This window comes from Thiocapsa sp., assembly GCF_011390875.1.
Lineage (GTDB): Bacteria > Pseudomonadota > Gammaproteobacteria > Chromatiales > Chromatiaceae > Thiocapsa.
This window is the reverse complement of the sequence record NZ_JAABRP010000135.1, coordinates 1-14,630: the sequence shown is the minus strand read 5'-3', so window position 1 is coordinate 14,630 and position 14,630 is coordinate 1. Positions and strand designations below refer to the sequence as shown.

7 protein-coding genes are annotated in these 14,630 nt (G+C 66.3%); 6 read left to right on the top strand and 1 reads right to left on the bottom strand.

What is annotated here, in order from left to right; genetic code table 11:
* From GPT33_RS12040 to GPT33_RS12025, 4 genes are all read left to right on the top strand, one after another.
* A partial coding sequence (locus GPT33_RS12040) for a carbohydrate porin (RefSeq protein WP_296809276.1) occupies positions 1–297 on the top strand: 297 nt, incomplete at its 5' end.
* A 25-nt stretch (positions 298–322) separates the two neighbouring features.
* The gene (ptsP, locus tag GPT33_RS12035; protein WP_296809274.1) at positions 323–2,851 is read left to right on the top strand and encodes a phosphoenolpyruvate--protein phosphotransferase; all 2,529 of its coding nucleotides are present in this window, start codon (positions 323–325) and stop codon (positions 2,849–2,851) included.
* Positions 2,852–3,095: 244 nt separating this feature from the next.
* Entirely contained in the window at positions 3,096–5,192 is a 2,097-nt protein-coding gene (locus GPT33_RS12030; RefSeq protein WP_296809271.1) for a PTS transporter subunit EIIC, read from the top strand.
* A 210-nt stretch (positions 5,193–5,402) separates the two neighbouring features.
* On the top strand, positions 5,403–5,678 hold the full coding sequence (locus GPT33_RS12025) for a hypothetical protein (RefSeq protein WP_296809269.1): 276 nt from the start codon (positions 5,403–5,405) through the stop codon (positions 5,676–5,678).
* 51 nt (positions 5,679–5,729) lie between these two features.
* Here GPT33_RS12025 and GPT33_RS12020 read toward each other — a convergent pair whose 3' ends face one another.
* On the bottom strand, positions 5,730–10,328 hold the full coding sequence (locus GPT33_RS12020; protein WP_296809267.1) for a crosslink repair DNA glycosylase YcaQ family protein: 4,599 nt from the start codon (positions 10,326–10,328) through the stop codon (positions 5,730–5,732).
* A gap of 229 nt (positions 10,329–10,557) precedes the next feature.
* On the opposite strand from GPT33_RS12020, the gene GPT33_RS12015 reads away from it, so the two are divergent.
* Both GPT33_RS12015 and GPT33_RS12010 read left to right on the top strand, forming a co-directional pair.
* Entirely contained in the window at positions 10,558–11,412 is an 855-nt protein-coding gene (locus GPT33_RS12015; protein WP_296809265.1) for a PhnD/SsuA/transferrin family substrate-binding protein, read from the top strand.
* Positions 11,409–14,579: an EAL domain-containing protein gene (locus tag GPT33_RS12010; protein ID WP_296809263.1), complete on the top strand. Its 3,171-nt coding sequence runs from the start codon at positions 11,409–11,411 to the stop codon at positions 14,577–14,579. Before GPT33_RS12015 ends, GPT33_RS12010 begins: the two co-directional genes overlap by 4 nt.
* Positions 14,580–14,630: the final 51 nt, after the last annotated feature.

Here is a 14,630-nt window from a genome sequence, read left to right as displayed (position 1 = left end):
ATGTCGCGCTATTTCAACGTCGGCCTGGTCTACGAGGGGCTGTTCGATGGACGTCAGCAGGACCGAACCGGGCTGGGCATCACCACCGGGTGGTACAGCGACGCCTACGACGACGGCCTCGTCGCGGCGGGCCTGCCGAGCAAGACCTACGAGGCGGCCATCGAGCTGAACCACGGCTTTGTCCTGCCACGCGGGATTCTGATCCAGCCGGACATCCAGTACATCATCCGCCCGGCCGGTACGGGCGAGATCGACAACGCGTTTCTGATCGGCGCCAGAGTCAGCATCGACTTCTGATCCGATCCGCAGGAGGTTCAAGCACATGGCCGTCGTCGAGCTGAAGGCGCCCTTGGATGGCGTCATCCTTCCTTTGGAGCAGGTGCCGGACCCGGTGTTCGCGCAGAAGATGGTCGGGGACGGTGTCTCGATCGATCCGATGAGTGCACTCCTGATCGCGCCCTGTGCCGGCACCGTGACCCAGGTGCATCGTGCCGGACATGCCGTGACCCTGACCACGGACGAGGGCATCGAGGTGATGATGCACATCGGCCTGGATACGGTCTCGCTCAAGGGCCAGGGCTTCACCCCGAAGGTCGCGCAAGGCGAGCGGGTCGAAGCCGGGGCTGCACTGATCGCCTTCGATGCGGACTTCCTCGCGACCCACGCCAAGAGCCTGCTCACCCAGGTGGTGATCACCAACGGCGAACGTGTCGCACAGCTCGAGGCCGCGATCGGACGGGTGCGCGCCGGGCAAGATGTCTGTCTGACGCTGCATCTGGCCGAGACGACCGCCGAATCCGGTGTCGTGGAGGGCCAGCGGGTGGTCTCGGATGCCATCCTGATCCCGAATCCGACCGGCCTGCATGCGCGCCCGGCCGCGGTGCTCGCCAACCTGGCCAAGCGCTTCAAGTCGCGGATCCTGGTGCAACGAGGCGAAGATCAGGGCAACGCCAAGAGCGTCGTCGCGCTGATGGGGCTTGAGATCGAGCACGGCGACAAGGTACAGCTGATCGCCGAAGGGCCGGACGCCGGCGAGGCGATCGCGGCGCTGGCGCCGGAGCTGGCGGCGGGTCTCGGAGATGAAGGCACGCATCCGGCCCCGGCGCCCGCGACGACCGAGATCGGCGAGGACGCCGCACCGGCGCCTCGCCCGCGCTCGGGCGATCCGAATCTGCTGCTCGGCGTCGCGGCCTCGCCGGGGCTCGCCGTCGGCACGATCTTTCAGCTTCGCCGCACCGAGATCGAGGTGCCGGAGCACGCCGAGTCTCCGAACCGCGAGCGTCGCCGTCTCGACGACGCCTTCGATACCGCCAAGGTCCAGCTCGAATCGCTCCAGTCGGAGCTCCAAGCCCAGTCCGACCCAGGCAAGGCGGCCATCTTCGCCGCGCATCAGGAGCTGCTCGAAGATCCCGACCTGATCGAGATCGCCGAGAGCGCCATCGCCAAGGGCAAGAGCGCGGCCTTCGCCTGGCAGCAAGCTTACCGAACGCACGCCGAGCGTCTTGCCGCGCTGCGCAATCCGCTGCTCGCCGGGCGTGCGAACGATCTCGAGGATGTCGGTCGGCGCGTACTCGCCATCATCACCGGGCAGCCGATCGAGGAGCCCGAGATCCCGCAGGGATCCATCCTGATCGCCGAGGATCTGACGCCGTCGGATACGGCCAAGCTCGACCGCACGCGGGTGCTCGGATTCTGCACGGTCGGCGGTGGTGCGACCTCGCATGTCGCCATCATCGCCCGTGCGCTCGACATCCCGGCGGTTGCCGGGATCGAGCCCCGCGCGCTGGATCTGCCGAGCGACAGCCCCGTGATCCTCGACGGCAGTCTGGGCCAATTGCGGCTGAACCCGGATCCGGCCGAAATCGCGCGGATCACCGAGCTGAAGGCGCGCATGGCCGTGAAGCGCAAGGCCGATCTGGCCGCCGCCCATGAGCCGGCCATCACGACCGACGGTCGACGCATCGAGGTGGTCGCCAACATCGGCGGCGAGGCGGATGCGCGCCGCTCGGTCGAGCTGGGCGGCGAAGGCGTCGGCCTGCTGCGCTCCGAGTTCCTCTATCTCGATCGCACCGGCGCACCGAGCGAGGACGAGCAATATCGCATCTATACCGACATCGCCGACGCCCTCGAGGGTCGGCCCATGATCATCCGCACCCTGGATGTCGGCGGGGACAAGCCGCTGGCGTATCTCCCGCTGCCGCGCGAGGAAAACCCCTTCCTGGGCATCCGCGGCATCCGCATCGGTCTGGTCCGCCCCGAGATCCTGCGCACCCAGGTCCGGGCGATCCTGCGCGCCGCACAAGGACATCGGCTGCGTGTCATGTTCCCCATGATCGCGACACTCGACGAGATTCGCTCGGTCAAGGGCCTGCTCGAGGAGGAACGCGCCAAGACCGGCATCGACGACCCGTTGGAGATCGGCATCATGGTGGAGGTGCCGGCAGCGGCCGTCATGGCGGCGCAGTTCGCCCGCGAGGTCGACTTCTTCTCGATCGGCACCAACGACCTGACCCAGTACACCCTGGCCATGGATCGCGGTCATCCCAAGCTCGCCCCGATGGCGGACGCCATGAACCCGGCGGTGCTGCGGCTCATCGCTCAGACGGTCGAGGGTGCGCACGCAGAGGGCCGGTGGGTCGGTGTCTGCGGCGGGATCGCGAGCGATCCCCAGGCGGTGCCCATCCTGGTCGGGATCGGGGTCGACGAGCTTTCGGTCAGCGTACCCTCGATTCCGGCGGTGAAGGCGGCGGTGCGCGCGCGCTCGCTGGCGGACTGCCAGGCCATCGCCCGGCAGGCGTTGGCGCAGGACAGCGCGGCTGCCGTGCGGGCCTTGGTGCCGGTCGAGATTTAAACCGCGCCCGGTGCGGTATGCGTCATTTGCTGGAATGGCTTGGCCGCGCCAGCTCCGACGACTGTCGGAGTTGCGCGGTTTAAAATATTGAAAAAGATTAAGTTTTAAACCGCGTCTCGCCGAGATCGAGAATGTCTCCAAAGCCATACGCAACGTGGAAATGACGCATATCGCTCTGGACGCGGTTTAAGGAACCGGGATAACGCTCGACCACACTTTCTACCCTTAGACAGAGGACAGACGCATGTCGGTCAAAGCGTTCGGGAGCAGCTCCTTTTCGGTCCTGCAGAAGATCGGCAAGGCACTCATGCTGCCGGTCTCGGTGCTGCCGGTCGCGGGCATCCTGCTCGGTGTCGGCAGCTCGATTGCGGGCGCCGAGGGTCTTTCTCCCTTACTGATCGAGATCGGCCTGATCATGAAGGCGGCCGGCGGCGCGGTCTTCACCATCCTGCCGCTGATCTTCGCGATCGGCGTCGTGCTCGGCTTCACGCGCAACGACGGGGTGGCCGCAATGGCGGCGACCGTCGGCTATTTCGTGATGCTGGCCGCCCTCGGCGTCATCGGCATATTGGTCATCTCGTTGATGTCCCCCACCGAGCCGCTGCAGCTCGGGGCCGATCGGTCGGCGGTCTATATCGAGCATGATGCTGCACGCGAACGCTTCGTCTGTCTCGACGCCCAAGGCCGAACCCTGAGCAAGGTCCGGGTCGACGAGACCACGGAGAATCGCGTGACCTGCACCGACACGGCGGGGCAAGCCACCGAGGTGCCCTTCAGTCTGCGACCGTCCGACAGCGGCGAGGGTCAGGTCGCCGTCTATGTTCCGGTCGACGGCGACTCGGTGCCCTTCCCGGCCGCCAAGAGCCGTGCCGAGATCAAGACCATCTTCGGGATCGAGTCCATCGACACGGGTGTCTTCGGCGGAATCCTGATCGGTCTGCTCGCGGCCTTCCTGTTCAATCGCTATTACAAGATCGCGCTGCCGGCCTATCTGGGCTTCTTCGCCGGAAAACGCTTCGTCCCCATCGTCGTGTCGTTCGCGGCGATCGGGCTGGCCGCGATCCTCGCCTTGGTCTGGCCGCCGATCGGCGTGGCGATCCGCGATTTCGGGGAGTGGGCGGCCTACGGCAATCCGGCCGCAGCGGTCACCATCTACGGGGTCGTGGAGCGGTTGCTGCTCCCGTTCGGCCTGCACCATATCTGGAACGTCCCCTTCTTCTTCGAGGTCGGGACCTACGTGAATCCGCAGACCGGCGAGGTCGTGCACGGGGTCATCAGCCGCTTCTTCGCCGGAGACTACGAGGCGGGGATCCTCGGCGGCGGCTTCGTCTTCAAGATGTTCGGCTTACCCGCCGCGGCACTCGCCATCTATCACGCCGCCAAACCGGAGAACAAGGCGCGGGTGGCCGGCATCATGGGATCCGCGGCCCTGACGGCCTTCCTGACCGGCATCACCGAGCCGCTGGAGTTCGCCTTCCTCTTCGTCGCGCCCCTGCTCTATGCCGTGCATGCAGTGCTCGTCGGTCTAGCCTATCTGCTGACCTATCTAGCCGGCGCGCGGCTCGGCTATTCCTTCTCGCACGGCTTCATCGACTTCGCGCTCTATTTTGTCCACGACATCCGTCCCTGGGTGGTGCTGATCCTCGGGCCGATCTTCGCCGTCGTCTATTACACGAGCTTCCGTCTGTTGATTCGGTGGTTCGATCTGAAGACGCCCGGCCGCGAGACCGAGACGATGGAGATGGTCGACGTCAAGGAGCAGGTCGCGGGCGAGTTCACGCGCGAGCTGGTGCTGGCCTTCGGCGGCAAGCGCAACATCCTCGGACTGGATTCCTGCATCACCCGGTTGCGCGTGGAGATCGCCGACATGGACAAGGCCAACCCGGACAAGCTCAAGGCGCTCGGCGCCGCCGGGGTGGTGGTGGTCGGCAACAACATGCAGGCGATCTTCGGGCCGCGCTCGGAGAACCTCATGACCGACATGTCCGAATATCTCGAGGTCGCCGGCGCGGAGGCAGAGCTACCGGAGGGTGCCGCGGCACCGAAGGTCCACTACAAGGCCGACGATCTGCGCCCGCGCCATCGCGATCCGCAGGCGCCGCAACGGGCGCGCGACATCCTCGCCGGACTCGGCGGGGCTGCGAACGTCACGCTGGCGGAGGCCTGTGCCGAGACGCGGGTTCGGGTCACGCTCGCCGACACCGCGAAGATCGACGAGGGCGCACTCGACGCGGCCGGGGTCCAAGGCGTCATGCCGATCGGGGGAGGCGTGCTCCACCTGCTGCTCGGGCTGAACGCCGATCAGTATGCCTCGGAGATGCGCGCGGTTTTGGCGGGCTGAGCGCCGGAGGGCAGGCGTCGGCCTTAGGCCTCCGGATCCACGCCCATGGCCCGGAGGCGCTCGGCCAAGCGTTCGGCACGCAGGCGCTCCTGCTCGGCCCGTTAGCCTTCCTGATCCGCACGCCGGGTCTTCGCTCCGCAAATCGAATTGAGTGGGCAATTGCTCCTTCGGCGGCATCCCGTCCATCCGAATCGTGCTTGAGGATTTACCATGCGGATATCGACGACTCAAGCGAGCATCAAGCTCATCGGTGCGAATGGGCAGATCGCTCTCGGCAAGCAGTTTGCAGAGAGGCAAGTCCTTGTGGAAAAAGAACCCGGCGTTTGGCCTATACGAACCGTCACGGTGATCCCCGACAACGAACTTTTGGTGCACCATCCGCAGGCATTTGCCGACATCGAAAACGCACTGGCATGGGCAGAGGCCGATGCACCCGACCACACCAACTTAGATGCGGTGGTGAGCGAGATCAGAAACGCTTCTTGACGATTGCACGGGCCCACGACCAAACGAACGGGAAAACATAACGCCCGTGCCTCAGCGGCGAGGTCCCGCACAGGCGACGGCGTTCGAATCTCGGCCGATGCCGGTGGTGTAACCGCGTGCCGGGACGAGCGCGTCGTAATCGGATTCGAAGCCGGCACGCAGGATGGCTTCACGCAGCGGTGATTCGAGCGCCGGGAGGCCGTCGATCTGTTGGATCGCAAGCCGTTTGCGCCCGCGCTGCGGGACGCGATGCAGGGCGGCGAGCCCAAGGGCCAACTCGCCGCCCTCTTCGCTGATCGAGCCGGGAAAACGCGTCAATTGGCGCCCGGCCGACCCGAGATAGAGCACCGGTTTGCCCGCCACCAAGATCACGTAAGCACCGCTGATGCGTTTGGGCACCGGACCGCCGCCCGGCTCCGGCCAGGGCAGGAGCGCGCCATAGGGATTGGCCGGGTCGATCGCGGCGAGGATCCGGACCGCGTCAACGCCGAACCCCTCGATCGGGGTCTCTTCGATCCGGGCGCTGCGCAGCCGATCGATCGCGCCGTTCAGGGCGAACTGGGCACCGGAGAGCCCTTCGACGAAATACCCTCGGCGGACCTGTCCACCCTCCTCCATCTGTTTGAAGACCCGATAGAGCGGACCGAATCCTCCCGGGATGCCCTCGGCCTGCACCGCCTCGCGGCTGACGACGCCGTAGCGCTCGAGCAGGATGCGGGCGCGGGCGAGCAGGCGCTCGGTGTCGCTTGCCTCGATGCGAAGATCGGCCACGCGCGACCAGCGACCGCCGGCCAAGAGGGTTCCGCGACCCCGCTTGGGTGCGCGCGTGCCGCCGAGCGCGCGCAGGGGCGCGAAGGTGTCGTTGGTGATCTCGCCCGCCCAGACCAGATCCCAGAGCGCGGACTCGAAGGCATCCTTGCCGAGCTTCAGCCCGGCGCGCTCGATGACCTGCATCAGCTCCATCAGGAAGGAGGCCCCCCGGGTTCTCAGGTGGTCGAGCAGGATCCGGCGGACGTCGGAGGTGTCCGCGGCGGGGTCGCGCGTTGCCGCATCCGCAACCGGCTCCGAAGATGCACGGGTGGGTGCGCGTGGCGGATCCGGCCGACTCGGCTCCTCGTCGGAGACACCTAGCTCCGGACTCCCCCGCCGATAGAGCGCGATCCGCCCGTCTTTCGGGCCTGCCGCTCCACGTCCGACCCAAACGATCTGCCCGGTGGCCGCGAGCATATCCAGATCCTCCGAGCGATAGCCCGGCACCCGGGCCGGCAGGAGCACGCGATCGAGCTGGGACCAGGTGACCGTCAGGCCCTCCAGTTGAAGCAGCACCTCCATCAAACGATCCGGCCCCTTGATGTCCTCGCCGATCCCGTGCCAGGCGGGCAGGAACCGTCCCAGGGTCTGCGCATCGACCGGGGCGACCGCATCGCGCGCCTTGGCCAGGGTGCGGCGGCGCAGGCGGCGCAGGACCTCGGGGTCGCACCATTCCGGCTCGCGCCCCAGCGGTCGGATCTCGCCGCGGACCAGCTCGTCGCGCGTTTCCAGGAGACGCAGGACAGGTTCGAGCTGGGTTGCCCTCAGACCATAGCGCGCGGCGGGGTCGCGTGTCGGGAAGGGACCGTGCGTGCGGGCATAGCGGTGCAGCAGATGCTCCAGCGGCGCATCCGTGGACACCAGAAAGGCGTCGGGGAGACCGGGCGGCGGGACCAGACCCAAGGCGTCGCGATAGAGCCCGGCATCCTCGGCCGCGATCCAGCGGGGGCCGTCCATGAACCGCAGCACGACAGCCCGGCGCTGCTCGGCCAGGATGGCGAGCCAGGGAGCGGGATCACCCTCGGCACGCTCCTCCAGCTCCGCGGACGAGAGATCGCCGAGCCGTCGCAGCAGGTCATGCAGCTCGTCGGCATCGCGCGCCTTGCGCCCCTCGGCTGTGTGTTGAAGCTCGCGCTCCAGATCATCGAGCACGGCCGGATCGATCAGCTCGCGCAGCTCCGCCTGTCCCAGCAGCTCGGCCAAGAGACCGCGATCCAGCGTAAGCGCCTGGGCACGCCGCTCGGCAAGCGGGGCGTCCTGCTCGTAGATGTAGGCGGCCACATAGGCGAAGACCAGCGAGCGCGCGAACGGCGAGGCACTGCGGGTCTCGACCTCGTGGACCCGGATCGAGCGGTTGCGGATGCCGGTCAAGACGTCTTTGAGACCGGCGAGATCGAAGACATCGCCGAGCGCCTGTCGATAGGTCTCGAGCACGATCGGAAAGGCCGGATAGCGGCGGACCACCGCGAGCAGGTTCTGCGCCTTGAGCCGCTGCGCCCAGAGCGGCTGGCGGCCCTTGGCCGAGCGGCGCGGCAGGAGGAGCGCCCGGGCGGCGTTTTCGCGAAAAAGCGACGCGAAGAGCGCGGTGTCGGCGAGCTGCTCGGTGACACGCTCGTCCAGCTCGTCGGGTGCGGGCAGGAGGTCCGTCAGCTCCGGCAGCGCCTCGCCGTCCGCGAAGCGCAGCACGATGCCGTCGTCGGTGTACATGACCTGGATCTCGAAACCCTCGCGACGCCCCAAATGCCATTGCAGGGCCATGGCCCAGGGGGCATGGATGCGGGCGCCGAAAGGGGTGAGGATGCAGATGCGCCAGTCGCCCAGCTCATCGCGAAACCGCTCGATGATGATGGTGCGGTCGCTCGGCACCTGGCCGGTCGCGGTGCGCTGATCCTGGATGTAGGCCGCCAGGTTTGCGGCCGCCAGGGTGTCGAGCGGGGTCTGCTCCCGAATCCAAGCAGCGGCGCGCTCCGCGGGGATAGCAGCGACCGCTCGCGTGAAGGCGCCGACCGCCCGACCCAGCTCGACCGGCCGCCCCGGTCCGTCGCCGCGCCAGAACGGCAGCCTGCCGGGCTCGCCCGGTGCCGGCGAGACCAACACACGGTCGCGCGTGATCGCCTCGACACGCCAGGTCGAGGCACCGAGCAGCACGCAGTCGCCCGCCTTGGTTTCGAAGACCATCTCTTCGTCCAGCTCGCCGATCCGCGGCCCTTCCTCGCCGAGATGCACGGCATAGTTGCCGCGATCCGGGATAGTGCCGGCGTTCAGGCGGGTGATCATGGCCGTACCTTTGCGCACGCCGAGCGTATCGGCGGTGCGATCCCACACCAGGAGGGGCTTCAGGTCGGCGAAGTCGCTCGACGGATAGCGGCCCGAGAGCATATCCAGCACCGCCTCGAGGGCCGAGCGCGGCAGCTCGCGATAGGGGCCGGCGCGGGTCACCAGACGATGGATCTCGGCGACCGTGCGTTCGGTCTCGACGCAGTGGGCCGCGATCTGCTGGGCCAGCACGTCGAGTGCGTTGCGCGGCATCCGGAAGGGCTCCAGCTCCCCGGCGAGCATCCGCGCCCCGATCACGGCGCATTCCAGCAGATCCCCGCGAAACTTGGGAAAGATGCGCCCGGTACTGACCTGCCCGACCCCGTGCCCCGCACGTCCGACACGCTGCAGGCCGCGCGCCACCGAGCCGGGCGACTCGACCAGCAGCACTTGATCCACGCCGCCCATGTCGATGCCCATCTCAAGCGAGCTGGTGGCGACGATGGCCTTGAGGTCGCCGCGTTTGAGCCCTTCCTCGATTTGAGTGCGCTGCTCGAGACTGACGCTGCCGTGGTGGGCGCGCACCAGCTCGGGTCTGTCCTGCTTGGCCAAAACGTCCGGATTCAGGTCGACCTCCGCCAGCTCGTTCAATCGCTGGCAGAGTCGCTCGCAAAGCCCGCGGCTGTTGACGAAGACGATGGTCGAGCGATGCGCGCGGATCTCGGCGAGGATGGCCGGATGGATGGCCGACCAAAGGCCCTTCTCGGCTGGCGGTCCCGGCCTCGCTTGGCGATAGAGCTCGCCGAGGATGGAACCGCCTTCGAGTAGCGGAGCGGAGCTCACCGGCGGACGTTCCATATCGGGGACCGGAACCTGCACGCGCAGGTCCAGCCTGGGCGGCGCGGCGGCGTCGACGATGTCGACCGAACGATCGCCGCCGAGATAAAGCGCGGCCTCGGCCAACGGGCGCACGGTCGCCGAGAGCCCGATGCGTTGCGGATCGGTCGTACAGCGCTCGGCCAGACGCTCCAGCGAGAGGGCGAGATGGGCGCCCCGCTTGGTCGGCGCGAGGGCGTGCACCTCGTCGATGATGAGCGTGTGCACCTCGGCGAGGTTGGCCGCCGCCTTGGAGCCGAGCAGCAGGTACAGAGATTCGGGCGTGGTTACGAGGATCTCGGGCGGCTCCTTGAGCTGCTGCTGCCGCTCCTTCGCGGGGGTATCGCCGGTGCGGATGCCGACCCGCGGCAGCCGCACCGGCACGCCCATCGCCTCGGCGGCACGCGCGATCCCGGCGAGCGGGGCACGCAGGTTGCGCTCGATGTCGTAAACCAGTGCCTTGAGCGGCGAGACGTAGAGGACCTGGATGCCGACGGGAGCCGACGCGGCATCGGCGATCGGTCCTCCCTGCATCAGCCGATCGATCGCCCAGAGGAAGGCCGCAAGTGTCTTGCCGCTGCCGGTCGGGGCCGTAATCAGGGCGTGCCGGCCCGACGCGATGACCGCCCAGCCCCGGACCTGAACCTCGGTCGGTGCGTCGAAGTTTTGCGCAAACCAGCGGCGGGTAGCGAGGCTGAAGGCATCCATGGATGGGAAATGGGGGAGATGGGTCCGGTCTTCGAGTCGCCGACCATGGTCAGACCAAGGTCATTCGCGATGCCCGATTGGCTCGGAGTCGGACTAGAATAGCCACGCAGCGTGCAAAACGCCGATTGGATTCGCGCGGACCGCTCGGAGCACTGCGGATGCCGCTTGGGACAGGGAGCAGGTGGGGAGATTCAGATCCAGATCAACGAGCATGGCACGGAAGAATCCGATGAAGATTTTGATTCAGCGTATCGGCTGGTTGGTCTGTGTCTGCGCTGCAGCGGCCGGCGCAGCTCCCGGCCCGGACGACCTCGAAATCCCGGTACTCCCCTACCTCAGCACCGAGCGCCTGCTGAGCCTTTACGAGCCGCTGCGCCGGCATCTCCAAGAGACCCTTGAGCAGCCGGTCCGCATCGTCACGTCCCCCGATTATCGGAGCTTCGTCGCTGACGTGGCGCAAGGCGACGATCTGCTCGTCCTCAATGCAGCCCATATGGCAAGGCTCGCGGAGGTGGATTCCGGTTACCGCTCGATCCTGCAGACCACCAATCCACTCTACGCGCTGGTGATCGTTCGGGCCGAGGATCCCGCCGCCGAGGTCGAGGATCTGCGGGGCACCAAGATCGTGACCCCGGATCCTTTGGCGCTCATCACCCTGATGGGCCATCGGGTGCTCAGGGAGGCGGGCCTGACACCGTCGATGGATGTTGAGATGCCGACGGCCGACACCCACAACAACGCCTTGATGCTGTTGCTCGGCGACGAGTCGATCCGGGCGGCCATCATCTCAAACCGAGCCTATACGACCCTCGACGAGGAATCGCGTGCACGCCTGCGAATTCTCGCCGACGGCGCGGATCTCGGCGGGATTCCCTCGATCGTCTATCAAACCGGCCCCGGCCACGCCGGTGCAGACCGCACCGTTTTGACACGCGTGATCCTTCACTTCGCCAACGACACCCCGGGAGGTCGCGCCATGATGCAAACCCTGGGACACGGGGGGTTGCGCGAGGTCACTGAAGCAGATCGACAAGCGATCGACCCCTTCCTGCCGGCAACACGAGAGGTCTTGGCTGCGCCATGAGGAGGCTTCTCGCGCGTATCCCGATCGGCTTGCGATTCGGCTTGGTGATCCTGATGACCCAGGCCGCCTTGATCGCCTGGGTTGTCCACGACAACCAGCGTCTGAGCAACACCGCCCTGACCCAACTGCACGAGACGCGACTCACTGTCTTGACCGCACTCCTAAGCGAGTCCTTGACCCCTTTGCTCGTGCAGCGCGACATCGCAGCCCTGCAGGAGTCGCTCGACCGATTCGGCCATCTGCCGGAGGTGCATTATCTCAAGGTCGACGACGCACGTGGACGGCGCCTGGCCGAGCACAGCCATCCTCATGAGTCTGCGCCTCCCGCCGCAGAAGATCCCGGCACCCCTGCGGTTTCGGATGACGCAGCCCTGTGGGAGACGGCCATCCCGCTGCGCCTCGTCGACCAAACCTACGGCACCCTTCAGGTCGGCATCACCACCGACATCTTTGCCGAGACACGACAGGGCTTAATCGAGCAGGGCCTGCGCAACGGCGTGATCGGGCTGGTCGGGTTTGTGCTCGTGATCGTCCCGCTCGCCGTCCGAGCCAGCCGTCGACTCGGGCACCTGGATGCCGCCGCACGGGCAATCGCCGCCGGGGATCTCGGTAGACGTCTCGATGATACCGGCGAGGACGAGATCGGCCGTTTGGCCGTTTCCTTCAACCGCATGGCCGACGCGCTCGTGCAACGCGAATCCGCCTTGCGTGATGCGAAGGCCGACCTGGAGCGCATCGCGCTCTCCAAATACCGGACCCTGTTCGAGGCGACCACGGATGCCGTGATGTTGTTCGATCGGGACCAGGGGCTATTCGACTGCAATCCCGCCGCGCTGCGCCTGCTCGGCTGCGATCGCGAAAGGCTGCTCGGCATACGGCCGGGCGACCTATCGACGACGCCCTTGCCCTTCGGTGCCGAGGTCCTCGCGCCCACTCCGCCGACGGGACATTCGGGGGAGAACAGCGGCTTCGAATGGTGTCTGCGCCGCCGAGATACCGGCGATACGGTCGAGGTCGAGGTCCTGCTCACCTCGGTGCAGCTCGACGGCGCTACGCTCCTGCAGTTGGTGGCGCGCGATATCGGCGCACGCAAAGGGGCCGAAGCGGCGATCAAGCGTTCCGAGGAAAAGTACCGATTCCTGCTCGAATACAGCTACGACATCATTTATCTCTTCTCGACCGACGGCAGCTTCATCTTCGTCTCGCCGAGTTGGTCGCGCCTGATGGGCTATTCGATCGACGCAACCCTGGCCACGCACTTCTCGGAGTATGTCCATCCCGAGGATCTATACATCTGCAACGCGGCCTTCAGTGCCGTCGTCGAGACCGGAGCGATGCGTCGAGATATCGAGTATCGCGTCCGACACGGTGACGGCACTTGGCGCTGGCATAGCTCGAGTGCCATGCCGTTTCGCAATGAAAACGGCGTGATCGTTGGCTTCCAGGGCATCGCGCGCGACGTCACCGAGCAAAAAGAGAGCCGGGAGCAGCTGCGCATCGCCGCGATCGCATTCGAGGCCCAGGAGGGCATGGTCGTCACCGACACCGAAGGGGTCATCCTGCGGGTCAACGGAACCTTCACCCGGATCACCGGCTACAGCGCCGAGGAAGCGATCGGCCAGACGGCCCGACTGCTCAAATCCGGACGCCACGAACCCGAATTTTACGTCGCCATGTGGGCGTGCATCCTAGAGACCGGTTCCTGGCAGGGGGAGATTTGGAATCGGCGCAAGAGCGGCGAGATCTATCCACAGTGGCTGACGATTTCCGCCGTGCCCGGCCCCGGCGGCGAGATCACCCATTATGTCGGCACGATGACGGACATTACGCAGCGCAAAGCCGCCGAAGACGCGATCCGCGAACTCGCCTTCTTCGATCCGTTGACCCGCTTGCCCAACCGCCGATTATTGTTGGATCGTCTTCAGCAGGCCCTGGCGAACTGCCGCCGAAATGACCGTTGCGGGGCCCTCTTCTACATCGATCTGGACGATTTCAAGACGCTCAACGACACGCTGGGCCACGATCAAGGCGATCGACTGCTCCAACTGGTCGCACGGCGGTTGTCGGCGCGCATCCGCGAGTCCGACACCTTGGCGCGCTTGGGCGGCGACGAGTTCGTGGTCATGGTGGAGCACTTGAGTCCGAATCCCCTCGAGGCAGCAACCCAGGCCGAAACGCTCGGCAATGGGCTTCTCGGCGTCCTTCGCCAGCCGTACGACCTCGACGGGCAGACCCACTACAGCGCGGCCAGCATCGGAATCACGCTCTTCGATCCGCAGCCGATGCGTGTCGAGGAGTTAATGAAACGAGGCGACATGGCGATGTACCGAGCCAAGGCCGCCGGACGCAATACCATGCGTTTCTTCGACCCGAGCATGCAGTCGGAGGTCAGCACCCGTGCGAGCCTGGAGGCGCAGCTGCGCTGCGGTCTGCGTGACGAGCGGTTCCTGCTCTACTACCAGGTCCAGGTCGATCGCGACGGCACGATCATCGGTGCCGAATGTCTGCTGCGCTGGCAGGATCAGCAGGGCTGTTTGATTCCCCCGGCAGCCTTCATCCCGCTCGCGGAGCAAAGCGGGTTGATTCTGCCGATCGGGCACTGGGTTCTGCAGACCGCATGTACGCAGTTGGCGGCCTGGTCCGAGCGGACCGAGACCGCGCAACTGACCCTGGCGGTCAACATCAGTGCACGCCAGTTTCGCCGCACGGACTTCGTCGACCAGGTCTTGGCCTGCATCGAAAACACGGGCGCGGATCCGTCCCGACTCAAGCTCGAGATCACCGAGAGCCTCTTGCTCGACGATGTCGAGGACACGGTCGGCAAGATGGTTGCCTTAAAGGCCCGAGGCGTGGGATTCGCGCTGGATGACTTCGGCACCGGCTACTCATCCCTGTCCTACCTGAAACGCCTTCCCTTCGATCAGCTCAAGATCGATCGTTCGTTCGTCCTGGACGTCCTGACCGACGCCAACGCTGCCGCGATTGCCCGAACCATCATCGCGCTTGGCCGAACGCTGGAGCTGGCGGTCATCGCCGAAGGCGTGGAGACCGAGGAGCAGCGCGACTGGCTGGCCGCTCATGGCTGCCATGCCTACCAGGGCTATTTCTTCGGGCGGCCGGAGCCGTTGGAGCGTTTGTCGCTGGACGTCTCCAACGCCCTCCCCTAATCCGCTGCGCGGGATGAATTCCACCGGACGCGAAGCGGAAATCATACCCTC